The organism is Mediterranea sp. An20 (assembly GCF_002160055.1).
GTDB lineage: Bacteria > Bacteroidota > Bacteroidia > Bacteroidales > Bacteroidaceae > Bacteroides > Bacteroides avicola.
In genome coordinates, this window is sequence record NZ_NFJV01000021.1 from 45,342 (window position 1) to 66,430 (window position 21,089).

Consider the following 21,089-nt stretch of genomic DNA (forward strand, 5'->3'; position numbering starts at 1 on the left):
ATGAAAACATTTAGAATACTTACGAGCGCATTGCTCCTCTCGGCCGCCCTGGCCTCTTGCGAAGATTTCTTGGATAAAGAACCGCCCTCGTATGCTGTCCCCGAGGACTATTACCGGTCGGAAGACCAGATACAGGCAGCTGCCAACGCTTTCTATACCGATATCATGCCCAACCTGCAGGGTGCATTCTCGGATGACTACACCGACATTCAGGCCGGACTTTCTGCCAACGGTATGTATGCCGAAGGCCAGTGGCGCGTGGGAATGACCAACGGCAACTGGGACTGGACGCTTGTCCGTAACATCAACTATTCGCTCAACACTTCTTTGGAGCGTTACCGGAACGGTGAAATAACGGGTAGCAGCTACAACATCGAACAATACATCGGCGAGATGTATTTCTTCCGCGCATACCGCTATTGGACCATGTTGCGCAACTGGGGCGACCTGCCTATCGTGACCGAAGCCCTGCCCGACGATGAAGCAGTGCTGGTAGCTGCCAACAAGCGCCGTCCGCGCAACGAAGTGGCCCGTTTCATCATCGCCAACTTAGATACAGCACGCACTTACATGAAGGATGGTTTCGACCCCGTGCGCAACCGCGTATCGAGAGACGTAGCTACACTGGTGAAATCGCGTGTGGCTTTGTTTGAGGCCTCTTGGCTGCAGAACTTCAAGGATACGCCTTTCGTCCCCAACGGTGAGGGATGGCCGGGCAAAGCCAAAGACTATAACGCCAACTACGAATATCCGTCGGGCAGCATTGACAATGAAGTGCGTTATTTCCTGGAAATTGCTGCCGAGAGCGCTGAAGAAGTGGCCGAGAAATACAAGAATTCGCTTACCCGCAACACAGGCATAACTCCTCAAAGCGAGGATGACGTAAACCCCTATTTCTATATGTTCGGCGCTGTTGATATGTCGGGGTATCCGGATATCCTGATGTGGCGCAGCTTCGACAAGAGTATCGTTACCAACGGTACGGAAATAGGCGTGCAATTCGGTAACTGGGGTGTGGGTGTAACCCGCAACGGAGTAGAACGTTTCGTGATGAGCGACGGCAAGCCCTGGTATGCCGAACACGACGGATTCAAGTACGACGACACAACCATTGCCAACGTGCGCCAGAATGCCGACCCGCGTCTGCATATCTTCCTGAAAGAGCCGGGACAGAAGAATGTGTTTATCAACATGGATGCAACCACTACGCACGCCGTGCCCATCGAACCTTATCCCGACCTGATGAACAGCACCATAGACAAGGGCTACAACACCGGTTATGCACTGCGCAAAGGTGGTACCTTCGACAAGGAACTGTGTGAAAACATGCTTGCCTACAACGGAGCCATCTCTTTCCGCGCCACCGAGGCCCTGCTGAACTACATGGAAGCACAGTATCTGCTGACAAACGACATCAACTCCGGCCACATCCTGGAATACTGGAAAGCCGTGCGCACCGCAGCCGGATTCACGGGCAATGCCATCGACCCCACTGTGACCATTGAAGCCACGGATATGGCACAGGAACGCTCCGACTGGGCATCGTACACAGCCGGACAACAGCTGACCGACCGCGTGCTCTACAACATCCGCCGCGAACGCTGCTGCGAACTCTTCGGCGAAGGCTACCGCTCCATGGACCTCTCCCGCTGGCGCTCGTACGACCAGATGCTAAAGGAGCCGTATCATATAGAAGGCTTCCACCTGTGGAACACTCCGATGGAAGACTGGTACACCGGTCTGGTGAGCGACGGAAGTTCGTCGGCCAACGTATCTGCGCCTGAACTGAGCGAATACCTCCGTCCTTACGAAAAGAATATGACCAGCGGTAACTTGTATCGCAACGGATACATCTGGAAGATGGCTCACTACCTGCAACCGATGCCTATCCGCCAGCTTATTCTCACAGCTGACGACCATGCTTCGGTAGAACGCTCGCCGCTGTACCAGAATCCTTATTGGCCCGTTCAGGCTGATATGCCTGCTGAACAGTAAGACTGTGCAAGTCTGCCCAAAAACCGTTTACCCGATGGGGTAAACGGTTTATCTGGGCAAAACCACAGCAGAAACAGATGCAAAATACCATCCCGTGCAACGGGGAAAAACCTCCCGCACATATTCACAGCGGGAGATACTTCACAGAATTTCAAATTATTTCAATACAAATAAAAAGAAATATTTGGAGCAATACCCTTGATAATTTAATTTTGTCATGGGATATTCTCATGCACAAACTCTGTCGGAGAACCCATATTCAAACAGAAAATACTAAAGCAATTTAAACATTTGATGATGCAATCAAAATGTCGGACCGGCTACGGAACCCCTGCAAGCTTTTCCGGACAAACTGCCAAGCTATAAGAAGCAAATGTCCAGGCTATAAGAAGCAGACTTCTGATATATAAGAAGCAGACACGTTATATATAGACAATAAACATCTGTCTGTCAGAAATATATAATCCAACAAAGAGTTCTGCCCTTCCACAAGGTCGCTCCGGCATCAACCTGCATCCAACAAGCTGCCAACAGTTATGAAACAGATTCTATCCATCACCTTCTTTTGCCTGGCCGGTGCCTTCTCCACGTTGTCGGCACAACAGCGACTATTAGACGACGGATGGCAGTTCCAGCGTCTGGAAACAAGTTCCTACACGGGAGAAATCAAGAACCAGGGCAGCGACTGGGCATCTCAGTTCAACGTAGAACACATACAGACAAGCCAACAGCAGAATCTGTCCGTACCTGCCGATACCTTGCGGCTGGAATTCACCCGCTTAGAACACGGGACGTGGGAGGACGTGACACTGCCCCACACGCCTTTTGTCGAACCGCTCGTAGTGCTGCACCAATGGCAAGGCGTATGCTACTACCGGAAACAGCTCAGCCTGACTCCGGACGAAACAGGGAAAAGACTGTGGCTGGACTTTGAAGGCGCCATGCACCTGGCAGATGTGTGGGTGAACGGACACCACCTGGCCCAACACTCGGGCGGATACACGCCCTTTGCCGTAGACGTGACGGACGTGGTGCGCACCGACCGACCCAACGAAGTGCTGATACGCCTGGACAACCGCAACAATCCGCTCATTCCTCCCGGCAAACCGCTGGAAACGCTCGACTTCTGCTATTACGGCGGCATCTACCGCGATGTGCGGCTCATTGCCAAACCTGCCGTACACATTACCAACCCCGTCATGGCCCGCCATACGGCAGGGGGAGGCATATTTGTAACCTACCCGAAAGCTGACGAACAGGAAGCCGTCATCAATATCGCCACCGAAGTGGCCAACACTACAGCTACGGCACAGACTCCTACCCTACGCCATACACTCTACGAATGGGACCGGCAGACCGGAAAAGGACGCCGCGTGGCCAGCGTACAAGGTAGTCTGGAAATGGTTGCCGGAGACACCGCTACCTGGAATGCTTCTATCCGACTCGCCAATCCGCACTTGTGGCATCCCGAATCGCCTGCGCTCTACCTGCTCGAAACGGAAGTAGACGGCGGCAAGGAAGGCACCGACCTTCAGCAGACGCGCATCGGTATCCGCCGCCTGGAAATGTCGCGCGAAAAAGGATTCCTCATCAACGGAAAGCCCTTGAAATTGGTAGGAACCAACCGGCACATGGAGTATCCGTATGTGGGCAATGCCCTGTCGGACAATGCACAGTATAGAGACGTTTATCAGATAAAGGCCAACGGGTTCAATGTCGTGCGACTGGGACATTATCCGCAAGACCCGTCGGTGCTTGATGCCTGCGATGAACTGGGCCTGCTGGCCATCGAGCCTATCCCCGGCTGGCAGTTCTTCAACAAAGATTCGGCCTTCATCCAACATACATATCAGGACATCCGCGACCTCATCCGACGCGACCGCAACCATCCGTCCATCATCATTTGGGAAACTACCCTCAACGAGTCGTGGCCGCCTAAAGAGTGGAAAGACGGTGCTGTAAAGGTAGCACACGAAGAATATCCCGGCGACCAGTGCTTTACTTCGGGCGACTCCTACGGCTATGACGGCTTTGATGTGTGCTACAACGATTGGGAAGAGGGCTTCAACCGTCCTAACCACACCGGTAAGCCGGGCTTCATCCGCGAATATTATGACTATGAGTTCGGCGGACACCACAGTACCACCCGCATACGCCGCGGCGACGGCGACCGTGCCTTACGGCAGAACGTATGGAATGCCCAGTGGTCGCTCAACCGCTACAGCACTTATTATCCCGCCACGATGGGAGCCGCCATATGGAGCATGTATGACTATAACCGCGGCTGTTGCGACAACATCTGCTACAGCGGAGTAGCCGACATCTTCCGGCTGCCCAAGTTCAGCCTGCCTTTCTTCCGCACGCAAGTCAGAGCCGGAACCACCCTCCTGCCCGACACGCAGATGCCTTACAAGGTATTCATTGCCTCACACTGGCTGGAAGGCTCCTCAGACACGGTACAGGTGTTCGGCAATGTAGATGAAGTGGAGCTTCGCCTCAACGGACGCACCATTGCACGCCAACACCCCGACAACGGCCCGGATTCTCCTTACATCCCGGCACCCGACGGTGGCAACTGTCGCCATCTGGAATGTCCGCCCTTCACCTTCACGGGCGTGGAATGGCAGACCGGCAAGTTGGAAGCCATCGGTTATCACGACGGGAAGAAGGTGGCAGAACATGTTGTGCGCACACCAGGCCCGGTATCGTCGATGGATATATCTTACTTCGAAAACGGCAAACCGGCTGCTACCAACGACTTGCTGATTGTTTACGTGAAACTGACGGATGAAAACGGTATCCTGGCGTTCGGAGAAAACAGCCGCGAAGTAACTTTATCCGTAGAGGGCGGTACCCTCATGGGACCATCGTCCATAAAAGCTGAAGCGGGCATTGCCTCCTTTGTCGTGCAAACCAGCCGGGAAAAGAGACTGGTGTTGAATGCTGCTTCCGAGGAATTGACTGTCCGAAAGGAACTGAGGCTGGCTTCGCAAAAATAATCTGAACAAGAGCTACTATACATATATAATAATAAGGTAACAGACTTCGATGAACAAGCACTTATTAACAGGATTCTTACTGGCGGGGGCTCTGATGACAACAGCCCCCACCGTGCAGGGACAGGAAGTCCCGCCCTATCTGAACGCCGATTTACCTATGGAAACGCGCATCAACGACTTGGTGTCGCGCATGACCTTGGAAGAAAAGGTCTCACAAATGACCCACACCTCCAAAGGGATTCCCCGTTTGGGCATTCCGGACTACAATTGGTGGAACGAATGTCTGCATGGAGTGGCACGCTCTGCCGAGAAGGTGACTGTTTTTCCACAGCCTATCGGACTGGCAGCAACCTTCAACCCGGAGGAGCTACAGAAATCGGCAGACATGATTGCCGATGAGGGAAGAGCCGTCTATAATGCCTCCGTCAGAAAAGGAAATACGATTCAGCGTTATACCGGACTGACATTCTGGACACCCAACATCAACATCTTTCGCGACCCACGCTGGGGAAGAGGACATGAGACTTACGGCGAGGATCCTTACTTGACAGCCGAAATGGGCATCGCAATGGTAAAAGGCCTGCAGGGTAACGACCCCGATTACTTGAAAGTGTCTGCCTGTGCCAAACATTTTGCCGTACATAGCGGACCGGAACCACTGAGGCACGAGTTCAATGCAACAGCCAGCGACCATGATCTGAAAGACACTTACCTGCCTGCCTTCTACCGCCTCATCAAGGAGGCAAATGTGTCTGGAATCATGTGTGCATACAATCGCTTCAACGGAGAGCCTTGTTGTGGAAGCAACCTCTTCTTAAGGAAAATACTGCTTCACGACTGGAATTTTGAAGGATATGTCACTTCCGACTGCTGGGCCATCAGTGACTTTCTGTATGGTCACAAGACACATGCCGACTCCATCTCGGCTTCGGCTGATGCCGTATTGCACGGGACAGACCTGGAATGTGGTGATATGTACCGCTCACTCGGCAAAGCAGTCGAAGCCGGACTGATTACCGAAGAACAGATAGATATCTCACTGAAAAGGCTGTTGAGGATACGCTTCCGCCTGGGAATGTTCGACCCGGCAGACAGAGTGCCTTATGCCAGCATCCCTTACAGCGTGTTGGAGTCGCGTCCTCATCAGGAACAAGCACTGAAGATGGCACGGCAGTCGATGGTGTTGCTGAAGAACGAACACCGGCTTTTGCCGCTTTCTGCCGGAATAAAAAAGATTGCCCTGATCGGACCGAATGCTCACAACGAAACCACACAGCTGGGCAACTACAACGGAATCCCCAGTAACAACATTACCCTGTTGGAAGCCTTGCAGGCAGAAAAGGGCATTGAGGTCGTCTATGACGAAGTGTCGGACTTTACCCAACTGAAGGAAGGCACTGATCTGGAGCAGTTGGCAAACAGGTACAAGGATGTGGACCTGATTATTTATGCAGGTGGTGTATCGCCTCTGCTGGAAGGAGAAGCGGGTGATGCCGGAGAAGCGGACGGATTTGCGGGCGGCGACAGAACCACCATCCAGTTGCCAGCCATACAGACCGAAGTCATGAAGCGTCTGAAACGATTGAATAAGCCCATGGTGTTTATCTGTATGTCCGGAGGAGCCATGGCTTATAACTGGGAAGCCGAAAATATACCGGCTATCATTCAAGCATGGTATGGCGGCCAGGCGGCAGGAACAGCTTTGGCAGACATACTGTTTGGCCGTTATAATCCATCGGGAAAGCTGCCGGTTACGTTCTACCGTTCGGATGCCGACCTCCCGCCGATGGAAGACTACTCCATGACCAACCGCACTTACCGCTACTTCAGCGGCGATGTGTTATATCCCTTCGGGTACGGACTAAGCTATACGTCTTTTAAATACAGGAAGCTGCAATGTCCGCAAGTGACACAGACCGGAGACAGTCTGACGGTGACAGTAGAAGTGTGCAACACCGGTAAACGCGCCGGCGAAGAAGTGGTGCAGCTCTATCTGTCGCACAGGGCTATGGCACCGGAAGCCCCCCTTTGCCAACTGGTCCGTTTTCAGAAAGTGATACTGCAACCGGGCGAGCGCAAAACGGTCATCTTCCGCCTTTCTCCCCGCGACCTGGCTTATGTAGACGAAACAGGTGGAGTAGGCACCATGCCCGGAACCGTCACCATCTATGCAGGCAATGTCTGCCCCAGTGCACCGCAACGTTTTACGGAAGGAATTCTTTCCCGAACCATAGAACTACAAGGAGAACCTAAATACTTTCTTTATTGAGAACAGACAATAATACATACTTATATAGAGCCATGAGTTATTCGTATGAAAAGTGCATGGCACCCCGATAATCCTTATACAAAACACCGCAAGATGATGAAGAAGACAAATCTAATCAAGAGAACCGTGCTGGCACTTTGTTGCAGCCTTTGTGTTTGGGCAGTATCTGCGCAAACCAATCCGGACATCACTAAAGTGTATGTGATTTTCAAGACCCACCTGGACGTGGGATTTACGGACTTGAGTTCGGTGGTCGAGAAGAATTATGTAGAAGAATTCATACCCAAAGCCTTGGACGTGGCAGAGAGGCTAGGGGCAGACAAAAGTGGAGAACGCTACGTGTGGACCACCGGTTCATGGCTGGTATGGAAGTATCTGCAGAAAGCTACGCCAGAAGAAGTGAAACGGCTGGAAAAAGCCATCAAACGGGGCGACATTGTGTGGAACGGTGTTCCCTACACGGTGGAATCCGAATCCATGAACCTCGATTTGTTTGAGACATGCCTGTCGTTGTCTCACAGATTGGACAAGAAATATGGCAAACATACCATCGCCGCCAAAATGACCGACGTGCCCGGACACACCCGCAGCATCATAGCACCACTGAGCCGGGCGGGCATTCGTTTTCTGCACATCGGTGTGAATCCCGCCAGTCCGATGCCCGATGTACCGCCGTTCTGCCGTTGGAGAGACCCGTATGGCAACGAACTGATTTTGGCTTACCAGCAAGATTACGGAACGGAAAGCATCCTACCCGATGGACAAACAGCCATTGCCGTCAATTTTACCGGCGACAACCACGGTCCCCACACTTATGAACAGGTTAAGGCCATTTATGCCAATCTGCACAAACATTATCCCAATGCAAAGCTGATACCGGCTTCCTTCAACGAAGTAGCAAACCATCTGCTGGCTGCCAAAGACGCTCTGCCTGTGGTCACATCCGAAATAGGAGACACCTGGATTTACGGATACGGAAGCTCCCCCATCCGCATGGCCAAATTCCGTGCGCTGTCTGCCTTATACTCACAATGGCTGAAAGAGGGACGATTGAAACGCGGAAGCGATACTGACCTGAATTTTGCCGTCGAACTGGGACTTATCGGAGAACATACGCAGGGAATGGATGTGAAAAGCCATCTGCTGAATTGGGACAAATACGATATGGATCCGTTCATTGAGGCACGGAAAACTGCAACGTTTCAGCGGGTGGAACAGTCGTGGAAAGAAATAGACAGCTACCTGGATAAGGCCATTGCTTACTTGCCTCCCCAATTGCAAGAGGAAGCCCGGCAGACGTTGAAAGATACCGAAAACATATCCACGCCTGCATTTACAGACCAGGCAACCGACGGCGACCGTTCTCCCTGGCAGTGCAATCTGCTGGATGGAATCCTGAAAATAGGCGGACTGTCGTATCAGATGTTTGACTCGAAAGACTACGACCGCTATCTGAACCACTATCTCCGCAACCGTTATGACTGGGCTTTCTATGATTTGGGCAAGCCGGGTCTTGAAGACTCAAAAGCTGTCAGTGTGTCATTACCGGCTCAAATTATCCGTCAGGAAATTCGGCAAACGCCCCAGGGTGCCTGTTCCTTGTATGAGTTGGCATTCCCGCACCGCGACGGAGTGGATGAACGGTGCTATCCCCAACATATATACGCCGAATGCCAGACTTCAGACCAAGGGACTAAAGCCGAAATCCGGTTGACCCTCATCGGAAAACCTGCCGTACGGCTTCCGGAGGCCTATTGGCTGTCGTTCAACGCAGCCGACATCGTTGCATTGATTGCCGAAAAACTGGGACAACCCGTAAATCTGCTGGACGTAGTAGAACGGGGCAACAGGCAGATGCACGGCATAGACCGTTACGTAGACATACAGACCTCACAGGGAACCATCCGCATCTGGAGTGAAACTGCCTTTCTGATAAACGTAGGCGAGCCTTGTGGACTGAACTACTCCACCGCTTATCCGGATAAACGGGAGGGTATTCACTTCAATCTGAGCAATAATCTGTGGGGTACGAATTTCAGCATGTGGAACGAAGGATCACTCACCTATCGGTTTACTGTAGAATGGTTACCACAAGAATAGCCACAGACTTCGGAGTGACTGAAACTTCTTTGTGCAACACGGATGCGCTGTATAATAGGAACGGTTTTTCTGATAAGCGCTTGATAGAAAACAGCTAAGCGCTAAGCAGCCTGCTTCCAGGCGCTAAGCAGCAAGCTCGTTATATATAGAGAATAGCATGCTGATTATCAACAAAATGCCAGTTTCGCCATACGTTAGTCGAAAAGTCTAAATAACTTATTTATATTAATCCAATTAATTATTTACCAAAAAAACAAACAATGAATCTGAGACATTTACTACTCTCAAGCCTTTTGGCTTGCGGTCTGCTGGGCAACACCTCCTGTTCTGCCCCACAAGGAGAACCGCACGATTTTAGTGTAGGCAAACAAACCTTCCTACTCGATGGAAAACCGTTCGTAGTTAAGGCTGCCGAAATGCATTACACCCGTATTCCTGCCGAATATTGGGAGCATCGCATTGAAATGTGCAAGGCACTGGGCATGAATACTATCTGTATTTATGCATTCTGGAACATCCACGAGCAACGCCCCGGCGAGTTCGACTTTGAGGGACAGAACGACATTGCACGTTTCTGCAAGCTGGCGCAGAAGCACGGCATGTACATCATACTGCGCCCCGGTCCTTATGTATGTTCGGAATGGGAAATGGGCGGACTCCCCTGGTGGCTGTTGCAGAAGAAAGACATCGAACTACGCACCAACGACCCTTACTTCTTGGAACGTACCAAGCTCTACATGAACGAAATCGGCAAACAACTGGCCGACTTGCAGGTGAACCGGGGAGGAAACATCATCATGGTGCAGGTAGAAAACGAATACGGAGGTTATGCCGTCGACAAAGAATACATAGCCAATATCCGCGACATCGTGAAAGGAGCCGGATTTACGGACGTGCCTCTATTCCAATGCGACTGGAGTTCCACTTTCCAGCTAAACGGATTGGATGACTTGCTGTGGACCATCAACTTCGGTACAGGTGCCAACATCGACGCACAGTTCAAGGCTCTGCGTGAAGCACGACCGGACTCCCCTCTGATGTGCAGCGAATATTGGAGCGGGTGGTTTGACCACTGGGGACGCCGCCACGAAACACGCGATGCCGAGACCATGGTGGCCGGCATCCGCGACATGCTGGACAGAGGCATCTCTTTTTCACTTTACATGACCCACGGAGGCACTACCTTCGGACACTGGGGAGGTGCCAACTGTCCGCCCTATTCAGCCATGTGCAGTTCTTATGACTACGACGCTCCTATCAGCGAAGCCGGATGGGCCACTCCCAAATATTACAAGCTGCGCGAACTGCTGACACAATATGCAGATTCCGGCCAGGTCATTCCGGATGTACCACAGCCCCTGCCCGTCATAGAGATTCCCACCATCCATCTGGACGAAACCGCACCATTGTTTGACAACCTTCCCGAACCGCAACACACTGACTCCATAAAGCCCATGGAAGATTTCAATCAGGGTTGGGGCACTATACTCTACCGGACTGCATTGCCGGAGGACGTAGCCGAAGGGACAGTACTGCTGGTTGACGAGGCACACGACTGGGCGCAGATTTTTGCCGACGGAGAACTATTAGGACGGCTGGACCGACGCCGCGGCGACAACAGTCTGACCCTCCCTGCCTTGAAACAAGGGACCCGGCTCGACATCTTGGTAGAAGCCATGGGACGAGTGAATTTCGACCATGCCATACATGACCGGAAAGGAATCACGGAACGGGTACAACTGCTGACAGACCAGGGACGGAAAGACTTAACCAACTGGCAAGTGTACAGCTTCCCCGATGAAGCTGAATTCGCAGCCCGTAAACATTTCAGCAAAGGTGATAAACTAAACGGCCCTGCCTATTATCGTGCTACCTTCGACCTGAAAGAAACCGGAGACGTATTCCTGGACATGCAGACATGGGGTAAAGGCATGGTGTGGGTCAACGGTAAAGCTATCGGCCGTTTCTGGAAGATAGGCCCGCAACAAACTCTCTACATGCCCGGATGCTGGCTGAAAAAAGGCAAGAACGAAATCGTGGTACTTGACTTGCTGGGACCCGACCGTGCCGAGATACAAGGACTGAAACAGCCTATACTGGACATGCTGCGCGCAGAAGAACCGCTGACACACCGCAAAGAAGGAGAGAATCTCTCACTGAAGGGAGAGACACCGGTTGCCACGGGAAATATGAAAGCAGGCAACGGCTGGCAGGAAATCACCTTCTCACGACCGGTTAAAGGACGCTACGTCTGCCTGGAAGCACTGAACAGCCAAGACGGCAAAAACAATGCTGCCATTGCCGAGTTATATCTGTTGGACGAGAACGGAAAACCGCTCTCTCGCCAGAATTGGCAAATTGATTATGCCGACAGCGAAAGTACCAGCTGGGGTAACTTCTCGGCAGACAAGGTGTACGACCTGCAGGAATCTACTTACTGGAGCACATCGGAAGATGCCCCCTATCCGCACGCACTGGTGATAGACCTGCAAGAGAGCTGCACCATAAACGGACTGCGCTACCTCCCGCGGGCAGAAGAGGGAGCACCGGGAGCCATCAAGGGTTATAAGGTATACGTCAAGGAAACGCCCTTCAAACTGTAAGGCATTTTTCGGGAATCCTGCAAAAAAAACGGGGAACTGTCTGCTTGATTGGTCAGACGGTTCTCCGTTTTCTTTTCTGCCGGATACAGAGCACGCCTCATACACCCAACAGATAAGCCAACACAACCGAAGGGAGCAAGTAATCCTTCAGCATGGCACGCAAATGCTTGTTGGCTTTTGTAATGTGAAACTCCACTCCTTTTATGGAGATGCCCAGCTGTTCGGCAATCTCACGATGCGACATGTTCTCACGGCGACTCATGACAAACACACGGCGGGTCTGCTCAGGCAACGATTCCAGGGCCTTGCCAGCCAAGTTCTGTATTTCATCCGTAAACAAAGCCGATGGCTCAAAATTCTCCAACGCAGCCAGGCGGGTAGACAACTCCCAGGAATACAGCTGATACAGTTCTCCACAAACTTCCTCACTCACCTGCTCGTGACGCAGATAGTCAATGCATTTGTGTTTGATAACGGTCAGGACATAAGCCTGTACATTGGCACCTTCGGGCAAATTCTCCCGATTGTCCCAATAATACATAAATGCCTCCATAACAATATCCTCGGCTGCCATTTCATCGTGTACATAGGCTGCTGCGAACCGGATAAACCCTTGTCGGCATTCACTGAAGAAGTCGTTAAACTGGCGTAAATCCATCACTTTATCATTAGAAAAGCAAAGGTAATATAAAAAAGTGATAAACCGGACAAGTTGAAAAAATATGATTGAAAATAAATAGCTTAGAAAAAAGGGGGCATCCGGCAAAAGTAACCGGCTAAGCGATGCCGGAAAATAACTGCGCAGGAACCGCAACCGGAAAGATTGCAGCCCTGCGCAGATAAAACGAAGCCACCATGTCCAACTTTAGCCCAGGCTTATTTTGAACATCTGCTTATTCACATCCAAAGCCTTTACTTTTGCATAATACTCCTCGGCCAGTTCATTTTGTCCCAGACCGCTGTAGCCCAAAGCCATCACATAATAACAATGGATACGGTTCCGCACCTCCAGATCATCTTCCCAAATGGCCAGTTCCGGCAAGGAAACAGCAAAGTAATCAATGCGGCAATGGTCAAAAAGATGCTTCCTGCCATGGTCTATCAGTTGGTTGAAACGACCGCGCGCCTTGCTTTCATTTCCCAAGGCCCGCCATGCCAGTCCCTGATAGAATATCCTGTCGGGCTGCTGATCGTTATAGTAAAAAGCCTGCCGAGGTTCGGAAAGTCCCTGCGTTGCCTTCTGGAAATGGCGGACAGCTTCTTCCCGGTTTCCCAGCGCATCGTAAGCCACGCCCTTGTAATAATCCACTTCATTCTCTTCGGCATTGATGAGCTTACCTTCGCCCAAATTATCCGGATACACATCGGTTTCTTTCAGCAGAGAAAGCGCCTCGGCAAAGCGTCCTCCAGCTATGGCCCGCTTGGCCAGTTCCACGCGGCAAATGACATATTGACCGGTAATCTTCCCTTCACCGCCTTCCCACGGATGGAACCGGCGCGAGTCTATCAGCTGCCGTGCCTCTTCGTAGCGTCCCAACAGGTTATAGAGTGTAACACGCTCTATACACAAGTCATCACGCTGCTCCACCAAGTCCCGGTGTTGCTCCATCAGTGCCAAACGTTCGGCATGAGGGCGTCCCATCTTCTTATACAACTGGTCCAGTTCCATAAACAGACGGGCATCTGTGGGATCAAGTCCGAAGGCTTTCTCCAGCAGCTGACGTGCTTCTTGTTTCCGGTTCAACTTATTATAATAAGCCAGTGCCAGATTGCGAAGAGAAGTCGGGAACTGACTGTTCAGGCTCACTGATTTTTCCCAGCATTCCACCGCCTCTTCATACCGCCGGTGAGCATACCAGAAATTACCCCAATAATAGAAAGCCTTATAGTCGTCGGGGCAAATATCCAGTGCGTCCTGCAACACATTCACCTCGTCTACACGATTAGGGAAGCAATAATCTGAGGGTAAAGCAGCCGCTTCCCGGTACCATTGCTCCGCTTCCCGGTATCTTCCTTGCCGGGACGCGAAATATCCCTGCATATACACGGCCATGGGATAAGGATGACCTGCTGTATCTTTCAGATACACCTCCATGACACGCGAAGCTTCCGCATACAAGCCGGCATCGGCAAAATCGAAAGCATATTCCATATAATTGAACACAGTCCCGCTCAGAATCTGCTTCATCTCTTCCAAGTCGGCCTCACGGCCGGTAATGAAGTAATGTTCCAAACGACATCCCAGGTTAAACCCGTCCATGTGCAAAGAGTCGGCAATGAACTCCAAAGCTTCCGTTTCCCGTCCCAGATAGCGCAGGATGGAGGCCTTGAGCTGGCGTGCCTTGTGGTTGTGCCAATTACGCACCAGAGACAAATCGATATGCTGCAATGCCAGTTCCCAGTCTCCCCGGATACAGTCTATCTGTGCCACTCCCAGATAGCCGGCATCCTGCCAGGCTGCATTCCAGGTAGATTTGTAAAAAGCATCATAAGCCTCGTCATAACGGTACTGCATTTTCAGGCTACGGCCCAGATTGTAATATGGCTCCCCGTCGTAAGGATTAGGATTGCGTTCGGTTAGCGTTTCGATGGCACGGCGGAAATAACTTTCGGCCTCGGCAAACTTTCCGCGGCGAAGCAGCAAAAGCCCCACCGCATTGTTGCAACGGATGTCTGACGGTTCGCGGCGAAGACCCTCTTCATAGTAGTCCAGCGGATTGTAAGTAGCATGACGATACTGTTCCAAATGCTGTCCTGTCAGGAAAAGCTGTTCTATGGAAGCAATCTCTTCGGGCAATCTGGCAGCTTTGGCAGGTTCCGGCACGGGATTTATTTCCGGCTTATCGGCCTGATAAGACAACAGTTCACGCCCTCTTCTATCCGACAATTGCAGGATGAGTTGCTCCGGTTTCAAACTGCCTACTTCCACAGCTGCCCGGAAACTTCTCTCCGGTGAAAGAGCCACCACCTGCTCCAGCCAGGTTTTTCCAGCCTCATCGCTCAAACGGACGGTAATGCCGGTACGCTCACCCGTAGCATAGACCACGACCGTAGCCTTCCCGTTCTCAACCTCCAGGTTCATCACGAAATCCTTAGAGGCATTCTTGACATACCCCACTTCTGCGTAAGGCATAAAGTATTGCGTCCACGATTTCTCCTCATAAGGCTGCAACCAGGAGAAATCAGGCTGGTTATCGGTATAGACACCGGTCATCAGTTCGATGTAAGGTCCATCTTCATCCGTCAGATTGCGGTCCCAGGCTTTTCCGAAGTCGCCACATCCCCATGTCCATTGCTTCTTTCCAGGTGAAAGATGATGGTCTGCCACATGCAGCAAACCGGCATTCACTTGTTCTTCGTAACCTCCTACAAAGTCATAGCGCGACTTGACGGCCATGTACGAAGTTGGTACAGGGATATTCTTGTATTTTGAAATATCTACCCCCTGCGAGTAATCTTGTCTGTAATACACCCCTGTTGCTATGGGAAAATTGGAGACATCGCGCTTCCCATGGTCAAAGACAGCATGCACATCAGGGGGGAACACAGAATAATAATTGTCATTGACCACCACCGCCGGATTGGCCCACCACAAGAAGGTCTGCGGAAAAGAAGTACGGTTATATACCTTGACCCGAATCTCAAGATAAGACTTGCCGGGACGGAGTGTAAATCCTTGCATGCCTTTCAGGCCGAACATGCGTTCCACTTCGTTGCACCACAATGTTTTGCTACCGTCTTGATGGTCTTCAATGAGACAATCTATGGGCAGGAAGGTACTGGGACGGTGATGCTGAGGCCAGTTAAACTCAATACCTCCCGAAATCCAAGGTCCGGTCAATCCCACAAGAGCAGGCTTCACCACCTGATTGTAATAAATGAAGTGCCTTTTCCTGACCTTGTCGTATGCCATCTGTACACGGCCTCCCAATTCGGGCAGGACCATAATCTTCAGATATTCGTTTTCCAGGAAATAAGCCAGATAAGGGCGGTCATGCTTTTCATCTTCTACCTTCTCTACTACCGGATAGGGATAAACCACCCCGGAACTGCCCTGATAGACACGTTTCTCCAGGAAAATAGGATTCTTTTCCTCTTTGCCTATGGCATAGGTGGGTAGATTTATGACTTCCTTCCAGGCCCGTACTGTCCCTTTCTGAGTGACAGTAGGACGAATGAGGTATTCGGTTATTCTTTCCATAAAAGCTAATATTGATTAATACAAGAAATCTTATTGAAGTAACCCATCTTTACGCTTACTTTGTCAGTTCCTGCTCTATTTCTTCCAAGGACTTCCCTTTTGTCTCCGGCAGATAAGCCTTAATAAAGACAAAGCCCAGCAAGCATATCAAAGCATAGAGCCAGAAGGTGCCATAAGCGCCCAAGCCGGCATTGAACAGGGGGAAAGTATAAGTCAGCACAAAACAGGCTGCCCACAACGCAAAGGTGGATACAGCCATCGCCATGCCACGGATGCGGTTGGGAAATATCTCAGAAATAACCACCCAAGTTACCGGAGCCAATGTCATGGCATAGCAGGCTATGGCAAGCACTACCATGAACAGGACAGCCCAACCGGTCACGTGCAGATAGTAACACAGCCCCATCAGCAGATAGACCATGCCCAGCCCGGCTGCACCGAACAGCAAAAGGACACGCCGTCCCAAACGGTCTACCGTATACATACCTACCAATGTAAACAGTACATTAGTGATACCGGTAACCACGATATTGAACAATATATCCGACACGCCATATCCTGCAGCAGCAAAAATCTCCTGTGCATAGTTGAACACAACATTTAATCCACACCATTGCTGAAAGACAGCCACCACCACGCCTATCAACAAAATGCCGGGCATCTTGCCACGAAACAACTCACGGATACCGCACTTTCCTTCTTGCTGTATGTCTGAAGTCCGTATGCTATCCATTTCCCTTTGGGCATAGCCATCGCCTCCTATCCGCTTCAACACAACTGATGCCTTGATATATTGACTATGGGTGACCAGCCAACGCGGACTTTCAGGAATGAAAAACAACAGGCAAAGATAGAATACAGCCGGAACTCCACCCGACCAGAACATCCACCTCCACCCCATCTGTCCGTTCCACGACATAACGATGTCTTCTCCAGGAAGAACCGGGTCGGCTATCAACCAGTTGACAACTTGTGCCGCCAGAATGCCCAATACGATAGTCAGCTGGTTGATGGAAACGAACTTTCCCCGGACATGCCCGGGCGATACCTCGGCGATGTACATGGGCGAAAGGTTGGAGGCAATGCCTATGCCGACTCCCCCCAAGATGCGGAAAACGATAAACCATTCCAGCGCAGTAGCCGCTCCGGTACCCAGAGCTGCCGCTATAAATATCAAAGAAGCCACCAGCATAAGAGGCTTACGCCCATAACGGTCGGCAAGGCTGCCCGCCACCATAACTCCTGCCAGACAGCCCAGAATGGCACTGCCCATTACCCATCCTTGCATGACCGGGGAACCGGTAATGCCGAAATACGCTTCATAAAAAGGTTTGGCACCTCCCACCAATACCCAATCATATCCGAAAAGTAATCCGCCCATGGCAGACACCAAGGAAATGAACAACAGGTAAAAAGAAGTACCTCCATCACTGACTACTGAGTTTGTTTTCATATTTTTCATTTGTTTATCTGTGCGTGATGCAAAGGTAAGCGAACGGACAGAGTAAAAAAATGCAGATAATCATCAAAAACATGTATAATCTCACTAAGTTTGCAGAAATGAACCGCAGGTCAAGAAGATTATCCGGTTTCTTTGCATAATACCATAATCCATCGAAGCTGTGCAGGTAAAATATCCATGAGGCTCATCTTGTAACTGATTCTAAGGCAGATAACCCACATCATCTGCAGCCAGCCATACTTATTTCTCAAGAAACACTCTGATTTCTGAAAGAAAGTCCGTAACTTTGTGCGGAAATACGGAACGGCATTATTCTTTGTTTTGTACCATGAAACCACTTACCTTCTGCAACATGCAGAAAACGCGATGCGCTTTCATTCCTTTTACGAAACTTGAATAATCGTCTTCGCAGAAAGAAGAAGCACCTTTCAACGGGAAACTTTAAAATTCAGACAGGCTCCCTATCCGTGGAACTGACACAACTAAATTCTGATGATTATGGAATACAAAAAAGACGGATTTGACAACCAACGTGCCATTGTACTACCCAAGTCCATAAAAGAGATATTGATAAACAACGAACTAACCCGCTTACTTTATGTAACAGACATAGGCTATTATCCTAAAGCCGCGGGACACTATCGCACACGCCCATCAGGCTCCGAACAACATATTCTGATATACTGCACAGAAGGAAAAGGCTGGTTCTCCATCAATGAGAATAGAAAAGAAATACAAAAAGAACAGTTTGTAATCATTGAAGCCGGGCTTCCCCATACATACGCTGCCTCGGAAACAGATCCGTGGAGCATCTATTGGCTGCACTTTACGGGAGAAAAGAGCCATTTGTTCCATTCCATTTATAATAAAGTTTATAGCATTGACGAGACCCCCGAAGCCCGCTTCAAAGACAGGCTGATTCTTTTTGAAGAAATCTTTCAGAACTTAGAAATGGGTTACAGCATCGAAAACCTGGAATATACGACCCTATGTCTATGGCATTTCATCGCATCTTTCCGCTTCCTTTCACAATATAGAGAAGTGAACAAAGAGAAGAAAGGGGATGTCATCCAAAAAGCTATCCGGTATATGAAGAACAATCTACACAAAAGACTGTCGCTGGAGGATATAGCCAGCCATACCGGCTACTCGCCCTCACGCTTCGGACAAGTATTCTTAAAGAAAACCGGCCAGCCTCCTCTCAACTACTTCAACCAGCTGAAGATTCAGAAAGCATGCCAGTTGCTCGATTTCTCGGAACTAAAAATCAAAGAAATAGCAAGCGAATTAGGGTTCTACGACCAGTATTACTTTTCCAAAGTCTTTTTCAAACAAATTGGAGAATCTCCTACTCAATATAAGAAGCACCATAAAGGATAACAGGAGCTTTTAAGACCAGGCATGAAGTCATCGGCAATGACTCTATGCCTGGCTCCGGGAGCAAGCCAATCTGGTGAAGGTGCCTGTCTGCTTCACGCCTTCGCCACGTCTCAAGCTGTTGTAACTTAGACGGTTGCTGTGAAAGATACTTCCTTCACGCATCTTTCACGGTCTGTTTCATCAAGTTGTGCGTGCAGCCACACCAGGCCAAGGTTTCATCCGGCGGTGGCGGTGGAGGAAACGGTCGGTGCGGATTCCACTTTGACGGTATTCAGGAAACAACTCAAAGCCGTTAGGGAGACATCCGGCAAAAAGAACAAATAAATTTGGATAGAATCAAAGAGGTGGGCAAGTGAAAGCAAGTGAAAGTGAAATTTTGGGATGAAAAGGAAAAATATATTTGGTTGCATGCAAATCTTTGCTTACCTTTGCAACACGAGAACCCCCAAGCCTCTTAACAATGCTCAAATCGGGGGTCGTTTTATTTTTATACCCCAATGACAATCAATTTCCCGAAACAATACAACAGCCCGGAGGATTTGGCCGAGTTGCTATCCCAAAGAGGGCTTGTTTTCGAAGACAAGGAGCGTGTCTGCCGTTACATCCGCAACATAGCTATTACAGGCTAAGCGCATACTTCTATCCTTTCCTTGAAATTCCCAAAGACAGGCAGATTTTCAAGCAGGGCAGCAGTTTTGACGCAGCCATCAAACTTTATCGGTTTGACAAGAAACTCCGTCTTTTCATGTTCAATGAGATTGAGAAGATTGAAGTTTCCCTGCGCAGCACCTTGGCCAATGTCGTGGCGAAAGAGACCGGAAACATCTTTTGGATGACCGACGGCTCCCTGTTCGCCAACCCAAACAAGTTCAACCGCACGATGGAACTGATAGACAAGGAGGTCAATAACTCCAAGGAGGATTTCATCCTGCACTTCAAGAGCAAGTACAGCAATGCCTATCCTCCGGCATGGATGCTTGTGGAGATACTGCCGATGGGTGTTGTGACCCGCATCTATGAGAATATCAAGTCCAACCCGTTGAAGAAAAAGATTGCGGCCTGTTATGACCTGCCCGTTCCCGTTTTCACTTCATGGCTGACAGTCATAACGCTAACAAGAAATTCCTGCTGCCATCATGCAAGGGTATGGAACAGGCAATATGCCATCAACCCGATGGTAGCACGGAAAATGAAACGGCCTTGGATAAGCGATGCCGTACCGCCACATAGGACATTTTATGAAATCTGCATCATCAAGTGGTTTATCGACATCATATCGCCCCACAACGACATGAAGCAGCATTTCCTGTCTTTGCTGGAGCAATATCCGAGCGTTGATTACAAAGCGATAGGTATTCCGCAGGACTGGCAGGACGAACCTCTATGGCGTGAAATATAAGTAAATGTGCAAAATTAAATGAAACTAAACACAGAGGCACGGAGACACAGAGTTTTCGTTTTCTTGTCCATAGCTCGAAGAGGTTGCCGAGTGCATGCAGGGCAGGCAATGTGGAAATGCACAATTCAAACCCGCGCAAAGTATAAAAAACAAAGACTCTGTGTCTCCGTGCCTCTGTGTTTAGTTTCATTTAATTTTGCACCTTCATAAAAAATTGAAGTTTTTTATGTAAGTTTGCAGCATGAAACACCTGTTCCTCCTTTGCTTGTCCGTGCTGCTCCTGGCTTCCTGTTCGTCCGGGCGTTATCCGTCGGCTTTGTATGTGGCTGACAGCCTGTCTGTGGCGTGTCCGGAGCGTGCCGTGGCGTTGCTGGATTCCCTGCGCCCGCAGATGGAGCAGGAGGGGGAACGTGTGCGGATGTATTACCAGCTGCTGTGCGTCAAGGCACGCGACAAGGCGTACCTTCCCCATACCTCAGACAGCCTGGTGCTGGAGGTACTCCGCTATTACGAGGACAAACAGGACCTCTGCCACCTGCCGGAAGCCTATTACTATGCCGGCCGTGTGGCAAGCGACTTGGGTGATGCGCCGCAGGCATTGGATTATTTCCAGCAGGCGTTGGATGCGATGCCCGAAGGGGAGATGACGGACTTGCGCAGTCGTACGATCTCGCAGATGGG

General features: G+C 50.3%; 11 protein-coding genes and 1 pseudogene. 9 read left to right on the plus strand and 3 right to left on the minus strand.

Translation table 11 applies throughout. The features are described 5' to 3' along the window. From B5F34_RS12065 to B5F34_RS12085, 5 genes are all read left to right on the plus strand, one after another. A complete protein-coding gene (locus B5F34_RS12065; RefSeq protein ID WP_087339366.1) occupies positions 1-1,995 on the plus strand; it encodes a RagB/SusD family nutrient uptake outer membrane protein in 1,995 nt (664 codons plus the stop codon). Positions 1,996-2,531: 536 nt separating this feature from the next. Next, a complete protein-coding gene (locus B5F34_RS12070) occupies positions 2,532-4,994 on the plus strand; it encodes a glycoside hydrolase family 2 TIM barrel-domain containing protein (protein WP_087339369.1) in 2,463 nt (820 codons plus the stop codon). Positions 4,995-5,043: 49 nt separating this feature from the next. Beyond that, positions 5,044-7,263: a glycoside hydrolase family 3 C-terminal domain-containing protein gene (locus tag B5F34_RS12075; protein ID WP_087339372.1), complete on the plus strand. Its 2,220-nt coding sequence runs from the start codon at positions 5,044-5,046 to the stop codon at positions 7,261-7,263. A gap of 93 nt (positions 7,264-7,356) precedes the next feature. Beyond that, positions 7,357-9,363 (plus strand): DUF5054 domain-containing protein, encoded by a 2,007-nt coding sequence (locus tag B5F34_RS12080; RefSeq protein ID WP_239448937.1) that lies wholly within the window; start codon positions 7,357-7,359, stop codon positions 9,361-9,363. Between the two features lie 260 nt (positions 9,364-9,623). Then, entirely contained in the window at positions 9,624-11,966 is a 2,343-nt protein-coding gene (locus B5F34_RS12085; RefSeq protein ID WP_087339375.1) for a beta-galactosidase, read from the plus strand. A 97-nt stretch (positions 11,967-12,063) separates the two neighbouring features. Here the strand turns inward: B5F34_RS12085 and B5F34_RS12090 are convergent, their stop codons facing one another. From B5F34_RS12090 to B5F34_RS12100, 3 genes are all read right to left on the minus strand, one after another. After that, the gene (locus tag B5F34_RS12090) at positions 12,064-12,624 is read right to left on the minus strand and encodes an RNA polymerase sigma-70 factor (RefSeq protein WP_087339376.1); all 561 of its coding nucleotides are present in this window, start codon (positions 12,622-12,624) and stop codon (positions 12,064-12,066) included. Positions 12,625-12,831: 207 nt separating this feature from the next. Continuing rightward, positions 12,832-16,167 (minus strand): DUF5107 domain-containing protein, encoded by a 3,336-nt coding sequence (locus B5F34_RS12095; protein WP_087339379.1) that lies wholly within the window; start codon positions 16,165-16,167, stop codon positions 12,832-12,834. 55 nt (positions 16,168-16,222) lie between these two features. Then, a complete protein-coding gene (locus tag B5F34_RS12100; protein ID WP_087339382.1) occupies positions 16,223-17,620 on the minus strand; it encodes a sugar porter family MFS transporter in 1,398 nt (465 codons plus the stop codon). 507 nt (positions 17,621-18,127) lie between these two features. Between B5F34_RS12100 and B5F34_RS12105 the strand changes: the two genes are divergently transcribed. The 4 genes and pseudogenes from B5F34_RS12105 to B5F34_RS12115 all read left to right on the plus strand — a co-directional run. Beyond that, complete coding sequence (locus tag B5F34_RS12105; RefSeq protein ID WP_087339404.1) at positions 18,128-19,009, plus strand: AraC family transcriptional regulator; 882 nt, start codon at positions 18,128-18,130, stop codon at positions 19,007-19,009. Positions 19,010-19,506: 497 nt separating this feature from the next. Next, positions 19,507-19,638, plus strand: coding sequence for a hypothetical protein (locus B5F34_RS18055; RefSeq protein WP_255376969.1), 132 nt, complete (start codon positions 19,507-19,509; stop codon positions 19,636-19,638). Then, positions 19,602-20,408: an Abi family protein gene (locus B5F34_RS12110; protein ID WP_239448939.1), complete on the plus strand. Its 807-nt coding sequence runs from the start codon at positions 19,602-19,604 to the stop codon at positions 20,406-20,408. The genes B5F34_RS18055 and B5F34_RS12110 overlap by 37 nt, the downstream gene beginning before the upstream one ends. Before the next feature lie 241 nt (positions 20,409-20,649). Beyond that, a pseudogene (locus tag B5F34_RS12115) lies at positions 20,650-21,089 on the plus strand (amino acid ABC transporter permease); the annotation flags it as partial.